This window comes from Bradyrhizobium sp. HKCCYLRH3059, from assembly GCF_051168035.1.
Taxonomy (GTDB): domain Bacteria; phylum Pseudomonadota; class Alphaproteobacteria; order Rhizobiales; family Xanthobacteraceae; genus Bradyrhizobium.
The window spans coordinates 173,934-192,805 of record NZ_JBNPUF010000002.1 but is presented as its reverse complement, the minus strand read 5'-3'; the positions used below and the strand labels follow the sequence as shown (position 1 = coordinate 192,805).

Here is an 18,872-nt window from a genome sequence, read left to right as displayed (position 1 = left end):
AATTTTGGGGGAGGCCCAACTGCGGGCAGAGCTGATCGTCGCCAATGACGGTCGCGAGCCAACTAATTCAAATCTCGTGCCATTCGGGTCGTCGCCGGAAATCGCGGTAATTCAAGGGTTGAGCCGCCGCTTGCGCGCGCCGCTGGCGACACCTGCGCTCAAATAGTAGCCGCGGCAGATCAGATTATGTGCATCCTCGATGGAGGCCCTTCCGTTCGAGTACCGATCGCGTCGGCTTCGGCGGGCGCTCAAAAAGCCATCAGTGTGCGCGCGGTGCAGGCGGGCTCTGCGTTCATGTTGAGCATCAGCGATCCGTAGAACTGCGGCTTCGAAGTCCCAAGCGCCGGTACGGGTTGAGAAAAACGTGAATCACCAAAGTTGGTGCGAAACTTGCTGAAAGGCGGGCAGGACCGGGCGTATCTCAACGACGAGACCGCCGCTCAACTCACCCGACAATTTGTCCCCTTTACGCAGCTCCTGCCGAGCCTGCTCGCGCGCGCCTGCGTCACGAGGTTTGAGACCATGAAGCTCGACGACTTCAAGAAGGCCGGTCATTGGCCGACACTGCTGGCTGCTTTCCTCTATTTCGACATCAGCTTCATGGCCTGGGTCGCACTCGGACCGCTGATCGTCTATGTCGCCCGCGACATGAATCTTGCGGTCAACGAAAAGTTCACGCTGGTCGCGATCCCCGTGCTGGCAGGCGCGCTGCTGCGTGTTCCCATGGGCATTCTGGCCGACATCATCGGCGCCAAGCGCACGGGCGTGATCGCGCAGCTGGTGGTCATGACGGCGACCGCCTGCGTTGCCTATTTCGGACTCCCCAGCAAGCTGGCCGTCGAGCTGTTCGGCGTCGTGCTCGGCATCGGCGGCGCCTCGTTCGCCGTCGCGCTGCCTCAGGCCAGCCGCTGGTATCCGCCGCAGTATCAGGGCATCGTGATGGGGATCGCAGGGGCCGGAAACATGGGCGTCGTGCTCGACACGCTGCTCGCGCCGACCATCGCCGAACATTGGGGCTGGCAGGCCGTTTTCGGGGTGCTGCTCATCCCGATGGTCATGGTCCTGATCTACTACATCGTCGCCGCGAAGGATGCGCCCGGTGAACGCAAGCCGGTCTCGCTCAAGGCCTATGGCGGCCTGCTGCGCGATCCCGACAGCCGCTGGTTCATGTTCTTCTACTTCATCACCTTCGGCGGCTTCGTCGGCCTCGCCAACGCCCTGCCGCTGTACTTCTCGGTGCAGTATCATGTCTCCGGAGTGGCGGCCGGATTGCTGGTGGCGCTGATCGTCGCTTTCGGCTCCGGCTTCCGTCCGGTGGGCGGTCTCATTGCGGACCGGATCGGTGGCATCCGGTCGCTCTCGATCCTGTTTGGCATTGTGGTCGCCGCCTATGTCGTGATCGCCTTCATGCCGGAAGGGCCGGCTGCGCCGACCCAGGCGGGCTGGGAGCTCATGAACATGCCACGCATTGCGTGGATTTCGGTGCTGTTGTTCTCGGTCGGCGTGCTCGCGCTCGGGATGGGCAACGGCGCGGTGTTCCAGCTCATTCCGCTGCGCTTCCGCCACGAGATCGGCCTGATGACCGGTCTCGTCGGCTGCGCAGGCGGCATCGGCGGATTCTTCCTCGCCCAGGCGCTCGGCACGGCCAAGGGAATGACCGGCGGATTCGGCGCCGGCTTCCTGTTCTTTGGTTTGCTGGCATTGCTCGGCTTCGTCGGACTTGCCATGGTCAAGGTCCGTTGGCGCACCACGTGGGGCGCCGTTTCCGGCGCGCGCGTCTGACCCGACGCGCCGTCGCTCCATAGGCAAGGTGTTCAGGCGTGGCCGGCGCGCATCGCAATCTTCAGGTTCGCGTCGGCTTCGCTAGCGAGACCGGCAAGCGACCGAACAATGAGGATTACGTCGGCGCCCGCCTTGGCCTGCAGGGGGCGACGGATCGCGATATCGTCGCCGCCGTCGCCGACGGCGTCGGCGGCCACAAGGGTGGGCGCGAGGCGGCGGAGCTCGCCGTCCGCGGCTTCATCGATGCCTATCATTCTCTGCCCGAGACGGCGGGCGTGCGAAGCCGAGCCGCGCGTGCGCTGGAAGCCATCAATAGCTGGATCCATGCGCAGGGCCGCGTCGACCCCGAGTTGCATGGAATGAGCTGCGCCTTCTCCGCGGTGGTGCTGTCGCGGCGAACCTGCCACGTCGTCCACGTCGGGGACACGCGCGTCTACCGCCTGAGCGAAGGGCGCCTCGAGCGTCTGACGACCGACCATGTCGCGGGCCGCGCTGACCTTGCCCACGTCCTCAACCGGGGCATCGGTTTCGAGCAGTTCGCCCGCTTCGACTACACGACGCTCGGCATGCGTCAGCACGACCGGTTTCTGATCTGCAGCGACGGCATCCACGGCATCCTGCCGGATTCGCGCCTTCAGGAGATCCTCGCCGAGCGCACGCCCCCGGACGATTCCGCGCGCGGGATCGTCGCCGCCGCGCTCGCGGCCGGCAGCAATGACAATTCGACGGCGCTGGTGCTCGACGTCGTCGATCTTCCGCCCGCTGACCGCGACGAGCTCACCGGTTCGATCTCGTCCCTGCCGATCGGCGAGCTGCCTTCGCCCGGTGACGTGATCGACGGATTCCGGCTTGGCGAACTCCTGTCCGATGGCCGCTACTCCCGGCTGTTCAAGGCGATCGACGCGGGGCAGGGTGACAGGGAGGTCGTCCTGAAATTTCCGCATCCGCGCGTCGCGAGCGAAGGTTCGTTCCGCCTGGCGTTCATTCGCGAAGCCTGGGTCGCCGCGCGTGTGCGCAGCATCTGGATCGGCGAGATCATCGAGCTTCCCGTCGAGCGCCAGACCCGGCTCTATTCGGCAATGCCATTCTACGCGGGGGAGACGCTCGAGCAGCGTCTGAACCGGCCGCCCCGATTGTCGCTTGCGGAGGGCACCGCGATCGCGACCAAGCTCGTGCGCGCGGTGGTGGCGTTGCACCGGGCCGGCATCATCCATCGCGACATCAAGCCGGACAACGTGATCCTGCTCGAGAACGGCGGCTTGCGCCTGATCGATCTCGGGGTCGCGCGCGTGCCGCGGTTCGAGGACTTTCCGGCCGAGGATATTCCGGGGACCCCGAGCTACATGGCGCCGGAGCTGTTCGCCGGTAAGCCGGGTGACGAAGCGTCCGACCTGTTCGCCCTCGGCGTCACCGTCTACCGCATGTTCACGCGCTCTTATCCGTTCGGCGAGATCGAGCCGTTCTCGCGCCCGCGCTTCGGCAAACCGGTGCCGATTTCACGCTACCGGCCGGAACTGCCGGCCTGGCTCGACGCCGTGATCGGAAAGGCGTTGAACGTCGATCCTGCACAGCGTTACGGTGATGCCATCGAATTCGCCCACGAGTTGGAGAACGGTGCGTCATGGGCGGGTCCGGCGATCGCCAAGCGTCGCTCGCTTCACGACCGCAATCCGCTGTTGTTCTGGAGGATGCTCTGCGCGCTTCAATTCATCATCATCATCATTCTGCTGAGCCTGCTGACGCGACACTGAGTGGCGACGTGCGACCGCCCGAATAGGTAATCCCGATGCCCGAGAAGGTCCTGATCTATTCCCGCCTGCCGAAGTCGCTGACCCAGCGCTTCGCCGATCGCTTCGAGCTGCTCGACAGCGGCGGCAAGCCGGCGCACGAGGTGTTTCCGGCGGACGAGGTCGCGCGGATCCGGGCGCTGATCACGGCCGGCGGCACGCCGCTGGGGGCTGCCGACATGGACAGGCTCCCGGCGCTCGGGGCCATCGTCTGCTATGGCACCGGTTACGACGGCGTCGACCTGAAGGCGGCCGCGGCGCGTAACGTCGCCGTCGGCCACAGCCCGGGCGCCAATGCCGCGGCGGTCGCGGACGTCGCTGTGATGCTGATGCTGGCGAGCACGCGGCGGCTGACGGTGGCAGACGCCTATGTCCGCGACGGGGGCTGGGCGTCCGCAAAACCGTCGCCGCTGATGAAGCCGCCGCCGAGCCTCGTCGGCTGCAAGGTCGGCGTCTACGGCATGGGCGAGATCGGCCGCAAGATCGCCGCCCGGGTCGCGGCGTTCGAGACTGAGGTCGGCTATTTCAACCGCACCCGCTACGACGATCTGCCGTATCAGTACCTCCCGAGCCTCGATGCGCTCGCCGAATGGTGCACCGTGCTGATGATCGCGGTCCGTGCCAGCGCCGAGACCACGCACGTCATCAACGCTGAGCTGCTGAAGAAGCTCGGTCCCGACGGCCATGTCGTCAACATCTCGCGCGGTTCCGTCATCGACGAGCGGGCGCTGCTGGCGGCGCTGAAGGACGGCACCATCGCTGGCGCCGGTCTCGACGTGTTCGAGACCGAGCCGCATGCGCCGGATGAGCTGACCACGCTGCCAAACGTGGCGGTGACCCCGCATATCGGTGGCAACACCAGGGAGTCGCACGTCGCCATGCAGGCCTGCGTGGTCGCCAACCTCGCGGCGTTCTTTGCAGGCGAGACGTTGCCCTATCAGGTGAAGTAGCTGTCTCGCCTTGCGGGACCGCGGTAGCGTAATCGTGAGCGATTTTGCATCGGCTATAGAACGTTCCGTCCCCGCGCAGAAATTTTTCGATGCACTGCACATCTCTGTGAGTTGCGAACCATTATCGAATGCTTCTAACTCTTGCTCTTCGAACGATGGATAGCGAGGGCGGCAATGGCGGCGTTCACATTGAAGATCAACGGGCGCGAGCATCAGGTCGATGTCGATCCCGGAACTCCCTTGCTCTGGGCCATCCGTGACAATGTCGGGCTGACCGGTACGAAGTATGGCTGCGGCGTCGCGCAGTGTGGCGCCTGCACCGTCCATGTCGATGGCCAGACCGTGCGCTCCTGCTCGTTGCCCGTCTCGGCGGTCGGAAAAAGCGAGGTGACCACGATCGAGGGGCTGACCAGCAAGGAAGCCGTCGCCGTGCAGAAGGCCTGGGCGGCGCACGATGTGCCGCAATGCGGCTACTGCCAATCGGGGCAGGTCATGAGCGCCGCTGCGCTGCTCGGTCTTAACCCCAAGCCGACCGATCAGGACATCGACCTGGCAATGAACGGCAACATCTGCCGCTGTGCGACCTATGTCCGCATCCGCGCCGCGATCCATTCCGCGGCCAAGTCGCTGGAGGGTTGACCATGAATGCACATGTGAAGCCCGCTGCCTCAACCGCATTGTCCCGGCGTTCGCTGCTGAAAGCAGGCGCAGGTCTGGTGCTTGCCACGTATCTCGCCCGCAGCGGTGTCGCTTACGCGCAGGATGGCGCCGCGGCCAAGTCCGTCAACATCGCGCCGAACACGTTTCTGGTGATCGGCCAGGACGACACTGTCACCGTTCTCTGCAAGCACATCGAGTTCGGGCAGGGCCCGTTCACCGGCATGGCCACGCTGGTGGCCGAGGAGCTCGATGCCGATTGGTCGCAGATGCGCGCCGATCATGCGCCCTCGAATCCGGTGCTCTACAAAAACCTGCTGTTCGGGGTGCAGGGTACCGGCGGCTCCAGCGCAATCGCCAATTCCTACGAGCAGATGCGCAAGGTCGGCGCCGCCGCGCGCGCGATGCTGGTGGCCGCGGCCGCCGACGAATGGAAGGTCCCGGCCGAGGAGATCACGGTCGAGAAGGGCCTCATCAAGCATCCGTCCGGCAAGCAGAGCGGCTTCGGCGCGCTGGCCGCCAAGGCGATGCAGCAGCCGGTGCCGGCGAACCCGCAGCTCAAGGATCCCTCCGCCTTCAAGCTGATCGGCAAGGAAGGCGCGGTGACCCGGCTCGACAGCGTGGCGAAGTCGAACGGCTCGGCCGAGTACACGCTCGACATCAAGGATCCGGGGACGTTGACCGTTCTGGTGGCGCGCTCGCCGCGGTTCGGCGGCACGGTGGCGTCGTTCGACGCGTCGGCGGCCAAGGCCGTGTCGGGAGTGGTCGACGTCAAGGAGGTGCCGAACGGTGTAGCCGTCTATGCCGAGGGGTTCTGGCCGGCGAAGACGGCACGTGACCTTCTCAAGATCACCTGGGACGACAGCAAGGCGGAGACGCGCGGCACGGCGCAACTGCTGGAGGAGTTTCGCGCCCGTGCGAAGAAGCAGGGCGCCCTGGTGAAGCAGGAGGGCGACGTTGACGCCGAGATCGCCAAGGGCGGCAAGCTGATCGAGACCGAGTTCGTCTTTCCCTATCTGGCCCATGCGCCGATGGAGCCAATCAACGCCTTCATTCACTGGAAGGGCGATACCGCCTCGGCGCGCTATGGCAGCCAGTTTCCGACGCCTGATCACGCCGTGATCGCGCAGGTGCTTGGGCTCGACATCGCCAAAGTCGATCTCAAGACGATTCTCGCCGGCGGCAGCTTCGGCCGGCGGGCGCAGCAGTCGACCCACGTCGCCATGGAGCTGGCGCAGGTCGCCAAGGCGATCGGGCCGGGACGTCCGGTCAAGCTGGTGTGGACCCGTGAGGATGACATGCGCGGCGGCTACTACCGACCATTCAGCCTGCACCGAATGCGCGGTGTGGTCCGCGACGGCAAGATCGTGGCGTGGTCGGATACGATCGTCGGGCAGTCGATCATGAAGGGCTCGCCGTTTGAGGCGATGACCATGAAGAACGGCCTCGATTCGACGGCCTATGAGGGCTCCAACGAGATCCCTTACCAGGTGCCGAATTTCCGCTGCGACCTGCATCAGGTCGATGTCGGCGTGCCCGTGCTGTGGTGGCGCTCGGTCGGCCACACCCATACTGGCTACGCCGTCGAGGCGTTCGTCGATCAGTTGCTCGAAGCCGCCGGCCAGGATCCTGTGGAGGGACGACTGGCGATGATGGCCGACAAGCCGCGTCACGCCGGTGTGCTCAAGGCGGTCGCCGAGCTCGCGGACTGGAAGGGCGCCAAGCTCGAGGCGGGCCGCGCCCGCGGCGTTGCCGTGGTCGAGAGCTTCAACACCTACGTCGCCCAGGTGGTCGAGCTGTCGATGGGGGCCGACGGACCGGTCGTGCACAAGGTGTGGTGCGCTGTCGACTGCGGCGTCGCAGTCAATCCCGACATCATCCGCGCCCAGATGGAGGGCGGCATCGGCTTTGCGCTCGGCCACATCCTCTATGCGCAGCAGCCGCTCGACGAGGGACGACCGGTGTCGGGCAATTTCGACACCTACCGCTCGCTGCGCATCCACGAGATGCCGCAGATCGAGGTTGCGATCGTGCCGTCGACCGAGAAACCTTCGGGAGTCGGCGAGCCCGGCGTGCCGCCGCTGGGACCTGCCGTCGCCAACGCCATGGCCAGGCTGGGTCTGCCGCGCCCGACCCAACTGCCGATCCGGCCGGGAGACACCGCATGAGCCTGTTCAGAACGGCGACGATGGCGCTGCTCGCTGGCAGCCTGGCTGCGGTTGCGATCGTAGCCCTGCCGGCACTGCGGCGCGCCGATGCGGCGCCCGAGGCCACGCACGTCGCCGGCGGGCTCAAGCCGGTGGCGGACTTCGCCAGGATCAAGAGCAAGGACGAGCGCGCCGTGGCGCTGTTCGAAGAGGCCGGCAAGGTGCTGCAGTCGCCGCGATGCATGAACTGCCACCCGGCCGGCGACCGGCCGACCCAGACCGATAGGATGATTCCGCATCAGCCGCTGGTGGTCCGCGGCGAGGCTGGCATGGGTGCGCCCGGCGGGCTCGCCTGCACGACCTGCCACCACGAGGCCAATTTCGACGCGGCGCGCGTGCCCGGTAATCCCAAGTGGCAGCTGGCCCCGATCGAGATGGCTTGGCAGGGCAAGTCGCTCGGCCAGATCTGCGCACAGATCAAGGATCCAAATCGCAACGGCGGCAAGACCATGGCGCAGCTGATTCACCATATGGCTGAGGATGAGCTGGTCGGCTGGGGCTGGAATCCGGGAGCTGGGCGGACCCCGGCCCCGGGAACCCAGAAGCAGTTCGGCGAGCTGATCAAGGCCTGGGCCGACGCCGGAGCGGCCTGTCCGAAGGGCTGAGGCGGGATTGTGCCCCTGCGCGTGCAATGCCCCGTGGCCCTGATGAGCGCTGCCGACATCCGGGGTTTCCGGCAGAGCACGTGAGACCCCGCATGTCGCTATCGCCGACGCGCGTCCCGCGCGCCGGCTGTCGCTCATCCGGGCGACGGGGCTCCCACCCGGCTCCACGGCATGGCCCAACTGGTGCGATTTTTGCTCTTGGGGTCTTGGCAAGTCGCAATGGACCCGTTAAAGAACCGGCTTCCAGGCGGGCCGGCTGTTGCTGGCGCGCCTGTGCGCGCATTCCGAAAGTTGAGAGGAGCCAGCATTCCTTTTGAGGATATCCGTTTGGATTTCTCGGAAGGAAGAAGGATCTTTCTGCTCTCGAATGCCGCAGGGGAGGTCGGTTCGCCGATCACTCCGAATCCTGTCCGAGACTGCAGGCGCCGGCGCGGAAATCCAGTTTCCTCAATGGCTTAATCATCCAGCCTGCATAGACGGGTGAAGACCGGATTTCGGCATGTCCACTGCCTTTGTCGTGGTGGCATGCAGGTTTGGTTCGAACCTCGACACTCCGCGGGCTCTCAGGGCTTTCGGAAGGGCAGGCTATTCATCGCCGTTTTGCCTTTCGTGTCCTCGGGTTCTTCCGTCCGGAGGTCAGGTTTGGTGGGATGGCGGGTGCAACCCGGCGGTCCCGCTTTCGGGCGAAGGCCGCCAACCGGAGAGAGCTTGCTGTGGAACGAGCGGCAAAAAAAGAGGCGGTCGAGCAGCTGCACGAGGTCTTCAAGACCACGGGCGTTGCCGTCGTCGCTCACTATTCCGGCCTCACCGTGGCTCAGATGCAGAACCTGCGCAAGCAGATGAAGCAGGCTGGCGCATCGGTGAAGGTCTCGAAGAACCGTCTCGCCAAAATTGCTCTTGAAGGCACGGACGTCGTCGGCATCGGTCCCCTGTTGAAGGGGCCGACCGTGATCGCAACTTCGAACGATCCTGTCGCGGCGCCCAAGGTTGCCATCGAATTCGCCAAGGCGAACGAAAAGTTCGTCATTCTCGGCGGCTCGATGGGCTCAACCGTCCTGAATGTCGACAGCGTGAAGGCTCTGGCCTCGCTGCCGTCGCTGGACGAACTGCGCGGCAAGCTCGTCGGCCTGATCCAGGCTCCGGCGACCAAGCTGGCCCAGCTCGCCAACGCTCCCGCGGCCAAGGTCGCGCGCGTCATTCAGGCTCATGCCTCAAAGGGCGAAGCGGCCTGACGCCCTTCGCAAACACTCACAACCTGGTTTCGAACCGAACCACACTAAAGGACTACATCAATGGCTGACCTGCAGAAGATCGTCGACGACCTCTCGGCCCTCACCGTTCTCGAGGCTGCTGAGCTCGCGAAGCTCCTGGAAGAGAAGTGGGGCGTGTCCGCCGCGGCCGCCGTGGCCGTCGCCGCTCCGGGCGCTGGTGGCGCCGCTGCCGCTCCGGCGGAAGAGAAGACCGAGTTCACCGTTGTCCTGGCTTCGGCCGGCGACAAGAAGATCGAGGTCATCAAGGAAGTCCGCGCCATCACCGGCCTGGGCCTGAAGGAAGCCAAGGACCTGGTCGAGGGCGCTCCGAAGCCGGTCAAGGAAGGCGTCAACAAGGACGAGGCCGAGAAGATCAAGGCTCAGCTCGAGAAGGCCGGCGCCAAGATCGAGCTCAAGTAATCGCTTCGATTGCGCGAACGAAGTCCCCGGGCTGCCATGGGCGGGTCCGGGGGCTTTCGACAGATTATGATGACCGGGTGGTAACATCGCCCGGTCATCATGTGGACAAGGAGTTTTGCAGGGGTATTGGGCGCGGCTCGGAATCACTGCAAAAGGCGTGCAACGGAACCGTCCGTTGTGGGCCGAACACGGAAAAGTGTGGAGATTTAGGGGCTTCGCTCTCGAATCTCGATTATTGTCAACCCATATTGGGTCGGCAGCACGAAAAGCCGGTTGATCGGTGGAGTGGCGTCTCCGTCCGTAAGCCGTTGGGAGATAGGCAATTTCGGGCTTTTGCAGTCCGTGACGAGATGGTTGTGACGAGCGGGTGCGTCCTCGCGCCTCGCGCGTCGTTTTGCGTTTTGCTGGTCTGAAGAACAGATCTGGGACATTTCCGTTCCGGCTCTGGGCCTCAGATCCTCGAAATGGATCGAAATTCAACCCGAAGGGGCGGTGGCAGCCGCTGTTTCGGAAGGTTCGCCCCTCCGGGCGACGAAATGAGAGGCCACGATGGCGCAGCAGACATTCACCGGTCGCAAACGCGTTCGCAAGTTCTTTGGACACATCAAGGAAGTCGCGGAGATGCCGAACCTCATCGAGGTTCAGAAGGCGTCCTACGACCAGTTCCTGATGGTGGACGAGCCCACGGGTGGCCGGCCGGATGAGGGCCTGCAGGCGGTGTTCCGCTCGGTATTCCCGATCTCCGACTTCTCCGGCACCTCGATGCTGGAGTTCGTCCGCTACGAGTTCGAGCCGCCGAAATATGACGTCGACGAGTGCCGTCAGCGCGGCATGACCTTCGCTGCGCCGCTCAAGGTGACCTTGCGCCTCATCGTGTTCGATATCGACGAGGAGACCGGCGCGAAGTCGGTCAAGGACATCAAGGAGCAGGACGTGTACATGGGCGACATTCCGCTCATGACCATGAACGGCACCTTCATCGTCAACGGCACCGAGCGCGTCATCGTCTCGCAGATGCACCGTTCGCCGGGCGTGTTCTTCGACCACGACAAGGGCAAGACCCACTCGTCGGGCAAGCTGCTGTTCGCCGCCCGCGTCATCCCGTATCGCGGCTCCTGGCTCGACATCGAGTTCGACGCCAAGGACATCGTGTTCGCGCGCATCGACCGTCGCCGCAAGCTGCCGGTGACGTCGCTGATGTTCGCGCTCGGTCTCGATGGCGAGCAGATCCTGTCGACCTTCTACAAGAAGCTGATCTACAAGCGCATCAAGGAAGGCTGGCGCGTTCCGTTCGACGCCAACCGCTTCCGCGGCTATTCGACCGTCAACGACCTGATCGACGCCGACACCGGCAAGGTCGTGCTCGAGGCCGGCAAGAAGCTCACCGTTCGCGCCGCCCGCCAGCTCCAGGAGAAGGGGCTGAAGGCGCTGCGCATGTCGGACGAGGAGCTGCTCGGCAACTACATCGCCGAGGATCTCGTCAATCCGAAGACCGGCGAGATCTATGCCGAGGCCGGCGAGGAGATCACCGACAAGCTGTTCAAGGTGCTGAACGAGCAGGGCTACAAGGACCTGCCGCTGCTCGACATCGACCACGTCAATGTCGGCCCCTACATCCGCAACACGCTGTCGGCCGACAAGAACATGACGCGTGAGGACGCGCTGTTCGACATCTACCGCGTGATGCGTCCGGGCGAGCCGCCGACGCTCGATTCGGCGCAGGCGATGTTCCAGTCGCTGTTCTTCGATGCCGAGCGCTACGACCTCTCCGCGGTCGGCCGCGTCAAGATGAACATGCGCCTCGAGCTCGATGCGCCGGACACCCAGCGCACTCTGCGCAAGGAAGACATCCTGGCGGTCATCAAGACCCTGGTCGACCTGCGCGACGGCAAGGGCGAGATCGACGACATCGACCATCTCGGCAATCGCCGCGTCCGCTCGGTCGGCGAGCTGATGGAGAACCAGTACCGCATCGGTCTCTTGCGCATGGAGCGCGCCATCAAGGAGCGCATGTCGAGCGTCGACATCGACACCGTGATGCCGCAGGACCTGATCAACGCCAAGCCTGCCGCGGCCGCGGTGCGCGAGTTCTTCGGCTCGTCGCAGCTGTCGCAGTTCATGGACCAGACCAACCCGCTGTCGGAGATCACCCACAAGCGCCGCCTGTCGGCGCTTGGACCGGGCGGTCTGACGCGCGAGCGCGCCGGCTTCGAGGTGCGCGACGTGCATCCGACGCATTACGGCCGCATCTGCCCGATCGAGACGCCGGAAGGTCCGAACATCGGCCTGATCAACTCGCTGGCGACGTTCGCCCGCGTCAACAAGTATGGCTTCGTCGAGACGCCGTACCGCAAGGTCAAGGACGGCCGCGTCACCGACGAGGTGGTGTATCTGTCCGCCATGGAGGAGGGGCGCTACCGCGTCGCGCAGGCCAACGTGCCGCTCGATGCCAAGGGCCGCTTCACCGAGGACCTCGTGGTCTGCCGTCATGCCGGCGAAGTCGTGCCGATGACGCCCGACAAGGTCGACTACATGGACGTGTCGCCGAAGCAGCTGGTTTCGGTTGCCGCGGCCTTGATCCCGTTCCTCGAGAACGACGACGCCAACCGCGCGCTGATGGGCTCGAACATGCAGCGCCAGGCGGTGCCGCTGGTTCGCGCCGAGGCGCCGTTCGTCGGCACCGGCATGGAAGGCGTGGTTGCCCGTGACTCGGGCGCCGCGATCGCGGCGCGCCGCTCGGGCGTGATCGACCAGATCGACGCCACCCGCGTCGTCATCCGCGCCACGGAAGATCTCGATCCGACCAAGTCGGGCGTCGATATCTACCGGCTGATGAAGTACCAGCGCTCGAACCAGTCGACCTGTATCAACCAGCGTCCGCTGGTGAAGGTCGGCGACATCGTCAAGAAGGGCGACATCATCGCTGACGGTCCGTCGACCGATCTCGGCGAGCTCGCGCTCGGCCGCAACGTGCTGGTCGCGTTCATGCCGTGGAACGGCTACAACTTCGAGGACTCCATCCTGCTCTCCGAGCGGATCGTGAAGGAGGACGTCTTCACCTCGATCCACATCGAGGAATTCGAGGTGATGGCCCGCGACACCAAGCTGGGTCCGGAGGAAATCACGCGCGACATTCCGAACGTGTCGGAAGAGGCGCTGAAGAACCTCGACGAAGCCGGCATCGTCTATATCGGCGCGGAGGTGCGCGCCGGCGACATCCTGGTCGGCAAGATCACGCCGAAGGGCGAGAGCCCGATGACGCCGGAAGAAAAGCTCTTGCGCGCCATCTTCGGCGAGAAGGCCTCCGACGTTCGCGACACCTCGCTGCGGGTGCCGCCGGGCGTGCAGGGCACGATCGTCGAGGTCCGCGTCTTCAACCGTCACGGCGTCGACAAGGACGAGCGTGCGCTGGCGATCGAGCGGGAAGAGATCGAGCGTCTGGCCAAGGACCGTGACGACGAGCAGGCGATCCTGGACCGCAACGTCTACAGCCGTCTCGCCGACATGCTGGACGGCCGCCAGGGCATCTCGGGGCCGAAGGGCTTCAAGAAGGACACCAAGATCACGCGCGCGGTGCTCGACGAGTATCCGAAGTCGCAGTGGTGGCTGTTCGCCTCGCCGAACGACAAGCTGATGGCCGAGATCGAGGCCATGCGGAAGCAGTACGACGAGTCGAAGAAGGGGCTGGAACAGCGCTTCCTCGACAAGGTCGAGAAGCTGCAGCGTGGCGACGAGCTGCCGCCCGGCGTGATGAAGATGGTCAAGGTCTTCGTCGCCGTGAAGCGCAAGATCCAGCCGGGCGACAAGATGGCGGGCCGTCACGGCAACAAGGGCGTCGTGTCCAAGATCGTGCCGATCGAGGACATGCCGTTCCTCGAGGACGGCACCCATGCGGACATCGTGCTGAACCCGCTCGGCGTGCCCTCGCGCATGAACGTCGGGCAGATCCTCGAGACCCATCTCGGCTGGGCCTGCGCCGGCCTCGGCAAGCGCATCGCCCAGACGGTCGATGCCTACCTGTCGAAGCAGGACGTCAAGCCGCTGAAGGAGACCTTGAAGCGGATCTACGGCGATGACGAGACCATCAAGTCGCTCAACGACAACGAGTTGATCGAGCTTGGTCACAATCTGAGCCGCGGCGTGCCGATCGCCACGCCGGTGTTCGACGGCGCCAAGGAGGCCGACATCGAGGAGATGTTGAAGCTCGCCGGCCTCGACGCATCCGGTCAGTCGACGGTCTATGACGGCCGCACCGGCGATGCGTTCGATCGCAAGGTGACGGTCGGCTACATCTACATGCTGAAGCTGCACCATCTGGTCGACGACAAGATCCATGCGCGTTCGATCGGCCCGTACTCGCTGGTCACCCAGCAGCCGCTGGGCGGCAAGGCCCAGTTCGGCGGCCAGCGTTTCGGCGAAATGGAGGTGTGGGCGCTCGAAGCCTACGGCGCGGCCTACACGCTGCAGGAGATGCTGACGGTGAAGTCGGACGACGTCGCCGGCCGCACCAAGGTCTACGAGGCGATCGTGCGCGGCGACGACACGTTCGAGGCCGGTATTCCGGAATCGTTCAACGTGCTGGTCAAGGAAATGCGCTCGCTCGGCCTCAACGTCGACCTGCACAACTCCAAGCTCGGACCGGCGCCGACGTCGGAAGCCGCCGAGTAGTTCAAGAGGTCATGCCCGGCCGTCTCGGACGGCCGGGTGCCGGTGCCTTCCCCCGCGGGTCAGGACAAGGCGCCCGTTGAGAGATTTTCGAATTTGCGGCCGACCCCCGATCGGCCCGCGAGGAGAATACGATGAACCAAGAAATTATGAATCTCTTCAATCCGACGACGCCGGCTCAGGTCTTCGACCAGATCCGGATCTCGATTGCGTCTCCGGAGAAGATTCTGTCCTGGTCCTATGGCGAGATCAAGAAGCCGGAAACGATCAACTACCGTACCTTCAAGCCCGAGCGCGACGGCCTGTTCTGCGCCCGCATCTTCGGGCCGATCAAGGACTACGAGTGCCTGTGCGGCAAGTACAAGCGGATGAAGTACAAGGGCATCATCTGCGAGAAGTGCTCGGTCGAGGTGACCCTGTCGCGCGTCCGGCGCGAGCGCATGGGCCATATCGAGCTCGCCGCTCCCGTCGCGCACATCTGGTTCTTGAAGTCGCTGCCCTCGCGCATCGGCCTGCTGCTCGACATGACGCTGAAGGATCTCGAGCGGATTCTGTACTTCGAATACTACGTCGTTCTCGAGCCGGGTCTGACCGCGCTCAAGGACCGTCAGCTGCTGTCCGAGGACGAGTACCTCAAGGCGCAGGACGAATACGGCCAGGACAGCTTCACCGCCATGATCGGCGCCGAGGCCATCCGTGAGCTCTTGCGCGGCCTCGAGCTGGAGAAGCTCGAGCAGACGCTGCGTGCCGAGATGCAGGAGACCGACTCCGACATCAAGCACAAGAAGCTCGCGAAGCGCCTGAAGATCGTCGAGGCGTTCCGCCACTCCGGCAACAAGCCGGAATGGATGATCATGACCGTGGTTCCGGTGATCCCGCCGGACCTGCGTCCGCTGGTGCCGCTCGACGGCGGCCGTTTCGCGACCTCCGACCTCAACGACCTCTATCGCCGCGTCATCAACCGCAACAACCGCCTGAAGCGGCTGATGGAGCTGCGCGCGCCCGACATCATCATCCGCAACGAGAAGCGCATGCTTCAGGAGGCGGTGGATGCGCTGTTCGACAACGGCCGCCGCGGCCGCGTCATCACCGGCGCCAATAAGCGTCCGCTGAAGTCGCTCGCCGACATGCTCAAGGGCAAGCAGGGTCGCTTCCGTCAGAACCTGCTCGGCAAGCGCGTCGACTACTCCGGCCGTTCGGTCATCGTGGTCGGTCCCGAGCTGCGCCTGCACCAGTGCGGCCTGCCGAAGAAGATGGCGCTCGAGCTGTTCAAGCCGTTCATCTATTCGCGGCTCGACGCCAAGGGCCTGTCGACGACGGTCAAGCAGGCCAAGAAGCTGGTCGAGAAGGAGCGTCCGGAGGTCTGGGACATCCTGGACGAGGTCATCCGCGAGCATCCGGTGCTCCTGAACCGCGCGCCGACGCTGCATCGCCTCGGCATCCAGGCGTTCGAGCCGGTGCTGATCGAGGGCAAGGCGATCCAGCTGCATCCGCTGGTCTGCTCGGCCTTCAACGCCGACTTCGACGGCGACCAGATGGCCGTGCACGTTCCGCTGTCGCTCGAAGCGCAGCTGGAAGCGCGCGTCCTGATGATGTCGACCAACAACATCCTGCATCCGGCCAATGGTCAGCCGATCATCGTGCCGTCGCAGGACATCGTGCTCGGCCTCTACTACGTCTCGATCATGCGCGAGGGCATGCCCGGCCAGGGCATGGCGTTCGGCAACATGGCCGAGCTCGAGCATGCGCTGCACGCCAAGGCCATCCATCTCCACAGCAAGATCAAGTACCGCTGGGAGGGGATGGACGAGACCGGCAAGATCGCCAAGCGCTGGATCGAAACCACCGCGGGTCGCGTGATGCTCGGCAATCTCCTGCCGAAGCATCCGCGCGTCACGTTCGAGGTCATCAACAAGCTGATGACCAAGCGCGAAATCTCGGGCGTGATCGATCAGGTCTATCGTCACTGCGGCCAGAAGGAGACGGTGATCTTCTGCGACCGCATCATGGCGCTCGGCTTCTACAACGCCTTCAAGGCGGGCATCTCGTTCGGCAAGGACGACATGGTCGTGCCGGCGGGCAAGTGGAAGATCGTCGACACCACCCGTACGCTGGCGAAGGATTTCGAGCAGCAATACAATGACGGTCTGATCACCCACGGCGAGAAGTACAACAAGGTCGTCGACGCCTGGTCGAAGGCCAGCGAAGAGATCGCCAAGGAGATGATGAAGGAGATCTCCGTCACCAAGAAGACGGCGACGGGGGCGGATGCCGACATCAACTCGATCTACATGATGTCGCATTCCGGTGCCCGCGGTTCGCCGGCCCAGATGCGTCAGCTCGCCGGCATGCGCGGCCTGATGGCCAAGCCGTCGGGTGAGATCATCGAGACGCCGATCATCTCGAACTTCAAGGAAGGTCTCTCGGTTCTCGAGTACTTCAACTCGACCCACGGCGCCCGCAAGGGTCTCGCGGACACCGCGTTGAAGACCGCGAACTCGGGCTACCTGACCCGTCGTCTGGTCGACGTCGCGCAGGACTGCATCATCACGCAGGACGATTGCGGCACCCATCTCGGCATCAAGATGCGCGCCATCGTCGATGCCGGCACGGTCGTGGCCTCGCTCGGCTCGCGCATCCTGGGCCGCGTGCCCTGCGACGACGTGCGCGATCCCGCGACCAACGCGGTGCTGGTCAAGGCCGGCACCTTGATGGAGGAGAGCCACATCGACGCCATCCAGCAGGCTGGCGTGCAGGAGGTGAAGATCCGCTCGGCGCTGACCTGCGAGCTGGTCAACGGCATCTGCAAGATGTGCTACGGCCGCGATCTGGCGCGCGGCACGCCGGTCAACCACGGTGAGGCCGTCGGCGTCATCGCCGCGCAGTCGATCGGTGAGCCCGGCACCCAGCTGACGATGCGCACTTTCCACATCGGTGGTGCGGCGCAGCTGAACGAGCAGTCCTTCGTGGAATCGAACTTCGAAGGCAAGGTGGTCATCAAGAACAAGGCGATCGCCCGCAACAGCGAGGGTCATCTGATCGCGATGGTCCGCAACATGGTCGTGACGATCGTCGACCCCGACGGCACCGAGCGTGCGACGCACCGCATCCAGTACGGCGCGCGCATGCATGTCGACGACGGCGACATGATCAAGCGCGGCCAGCGCATCGCCGAGTGGGACCCTTACACCCGTCCGATCCTCACGGAAGCCGAGGGTACGATCGGGTTCGAGGATCTGACCGAGGGTCTGTCGATCTCGGAAACGCTCGACGAGTCCACCGGTATCGCCAAGCGCGTGGTCATCGACTGGCGTGGAACGCGCGGTGGCGCGGATCTGCGTCCGGCCATCGTGATCAAGGGCAAGGACGGCAAGGTGCTCAAGCTCGCCCGCGGCGGCGATGCCCGCTACATGCTGTCGGTCGACGCGATTCTGTCGGTCGACGTCGGCTCGACGGTGAAGCCGGGCGACATCCTCGCGCGTATCTCGACGGAAAGCGCCAAGACGCGCGACATCACCGGCGGTCTGCCGCGGGTGGCGGAGCTGTTCGAAGCGCGTAAGCCGAAGGATGCCGCGATCATCGCCGAGATCGCCGGCACCATCCGGTTCGGTCGCGACTACAAGAACAAGCGTCGCATCTCGATCGAGCCGGTCGACAAGACCGAGGAGCCGCGCGAGTACCTGATCCCGAAGGGCAAGCACATCCATCTGCAGGATGGCGACATCGTCGAGAAGGGCGACTTCATCGTCGAAGGCAACCCGGCGCCGCACGACATCCTGGCGATCAAGGGCATCGAGGAGCTCGCGGCCTATCTGGTCAACGAGATCCAGGAGGTCTACCGGCTGCAGGGCGTGCTCATCAACGACAAGCACATCGAGGTGATTGTCCGCCAGATGCTGCAGAAGGTTGAGATCACCGACCAGGGCGATACCGACATGATCTCGGGCGAACAGGTCGACAAGATCGAGTTCGACCTGCTGAACGCGAAGGCCGTGGAGGAGGCGAAGAAGCCGGCCACGGGCACTCCGGTTCTGCTCGGCATCACCAAGGCGAGCCTGCAGACCCGGTCGTTCTTCTCGGCGGCCTCGTTCCAGGAGACCACCCGCGTTCTCACCGAGGCGGCGGTCAACGGCAAGATCGATCCACTCGAGGGTCTCAAGGAGAACGTCATCGTAGGACGCCTGATCCCGGCCGGCACCGGCGCCTCGATGGCCCGCATCCGCGAAGTCGCTTTGAAGCGCGACAAGCTGATTCTCGACGAGCGCGAGAAGCAGGCGGCGATCGTGCCGGCGCAGCCCGAGCCTCAGCCGCTCGCGCTGCCGCCGGCGGAGTAAACGGACGGTTGCGGCATGACCCCGACGGTGTCGGGGTCTGCCGTGCGTTCATCGCGTGTAGAAAAGGCCGGCGTTTGCCGGCCTTTTTTTGACATTTTCTTCTCCTGTTGCCGCGCTGCTGCCCCGTTGTTCATCTTCCCTTCAGGGACAGAGGCGCTTTTGGAAGCATCAGATCCGCTGAGCTGATTTCCGTCGATTCCCGTGGCGATGCGCCG

Annotated in this window: 10 protein-coding genes; all 10 read left to right on the top strand. The window is 64.6% G+C overall.

Going from position 1 to position 18,872, the window contains the following annotated elements; all coding sequences use genetic code 11:
- The first annotated feature begins 522 nt into the window (after positions 1 to 522).
- The 10 genes from ACQR13_RS07860 to rpoC all read left to right on the top strand — a co-directional run bounded on the left by ACQR13_RS07860 (position 523) and on the right by rpoC (position 18,657).
- Complete coding sequence (locus tag ACQR13_RS07860; RefSeq protein ID WP_315714575.1) at positions 523 to 1,782, top strand: MFS transporter; 1,260 nt, start codon at positions 523 to 525, stop codon at positions 1,780 to 1,782.
- Positions 1,783 to 1,820: 38 nt separating this feature from the next.
- On the top strand, positions 1,821 to 3,533 hold the full coding sequence (locus ACQR13_RS07855) for a bifunctional protein-serine/threonine kinase/phosphatase (protein ID WP_315714574.1): 1,713 nt from the start codon (positions 1,821 to 1,823) through the stop codon (positions 3,531 to 3,533).
- A gap of 35 nt (positions 3,534 to 3,568) precedes the next feature.
- Positions 3,569 to 4,519 (top strand): 2-hydroxyacid dehydrogenase, encoded by a 951-nt coding sequence (locus tag ACQR13_RS07850; RefSeq protein ID WP_316204153.1) that lies wholly within the window; start codon positions 3,569 to 3,571, stop codon positions 4,517 to 4,519.
- 174 nt (positions 4,520 to 4,693) lie between these two features.
- Positions 4,694 to 5,158 (top strand): (2Fe-2S)-binding protein, encoded by a 465-nt coding sequence (locus ACQR13_RS07845; protein WP_316171205.1) that lies wholly within the window; start codon positions 4,694 to 4,696, stop codon positions 5,156 to 5,158.
- Between the two features lie 2 nt (positions 5,159 to 5,160).
- The gene (locus tag ACQR13_RS07840) at positions 5,161 to 7,344 is read left to right on the top strand and encodes a xanthine dehydrogenase family protein molybdopterin-binding subunit (RefSeq protein WP_316171206.1); all 2,184 of its coding nucleotides are present in this window, start codon (positions 5,161 to 5,163) and stop codon (positions 7,342 to 7,344) included.
- Entirely contained in the window at positions 7,341 to 7,988 is a 648-nt protein-coding gene (locus ACQR13_RS07835) for an Isoquinoline 1-oxidoreductase subunit (protein WP_315749613.1), read from the top strand. The genes ACQR13_RS07840 and ACQR13_RS07835 overlap by 4 nt, the downstream gene beginning before the upstream one ends.
- A gap of 713 nt (positions 7,989 to 8,701) precedes the next feature.
- A complete protein-coding gene (gene rplJ, locus ACQR13_RS07830) occupies positions 8,702 to 9,220 on the top strand; it encodes a 50S ribosomal protein L10 (protein ID WP_008963452.1) in 519 nt (172 codons plus the stop codon).
- 60 nt (positions 9,221 to 9,280) lie between these two features.
- Complete coding sequence (gene rplL, locus ACQR13_RS07825) at positions 9,281 to 9,658, top strand: 50S ribosomal protein L7/L12 (protein WP_172108050.1); 378 nt, start codon at positions 9,281 to 9,283, stop codon at positions 9,656 to 9,658.
- A 549-nt stretch (positions 9,659 to 10,207) separates the two neighbouring features.
- Positions 10,208 to 14,326: a DNA-directed RNA polymerase subunit beta gene (rpoB, locus tag ACQR13_RS07820; RefSeq protein ID WP_315714569.1), complete on the top strand. Its 4,119-nt coding sequence runs from the start codon at positions 10,208 to 10,210 to the stop codon at positions 14,324 to 14,326.
- A gap of 131 nt (positions 14,327 to 14,457) precedes the next feature.
- Positions 14,458 to 18,657, top strand: coding sequence for a DNA-directed RNA polymerase subunit beta' (gene rpoC, locus ACQR13_RS07815; RefSeq protein ID WP_315714568.1), 4,200 nt, complete (start codon positions 14,458 to 14,460; stop codon positions 18,655 to 18,657).
- Positions 18,658 to 18,872: the final 215 nt, after the last annotated feature.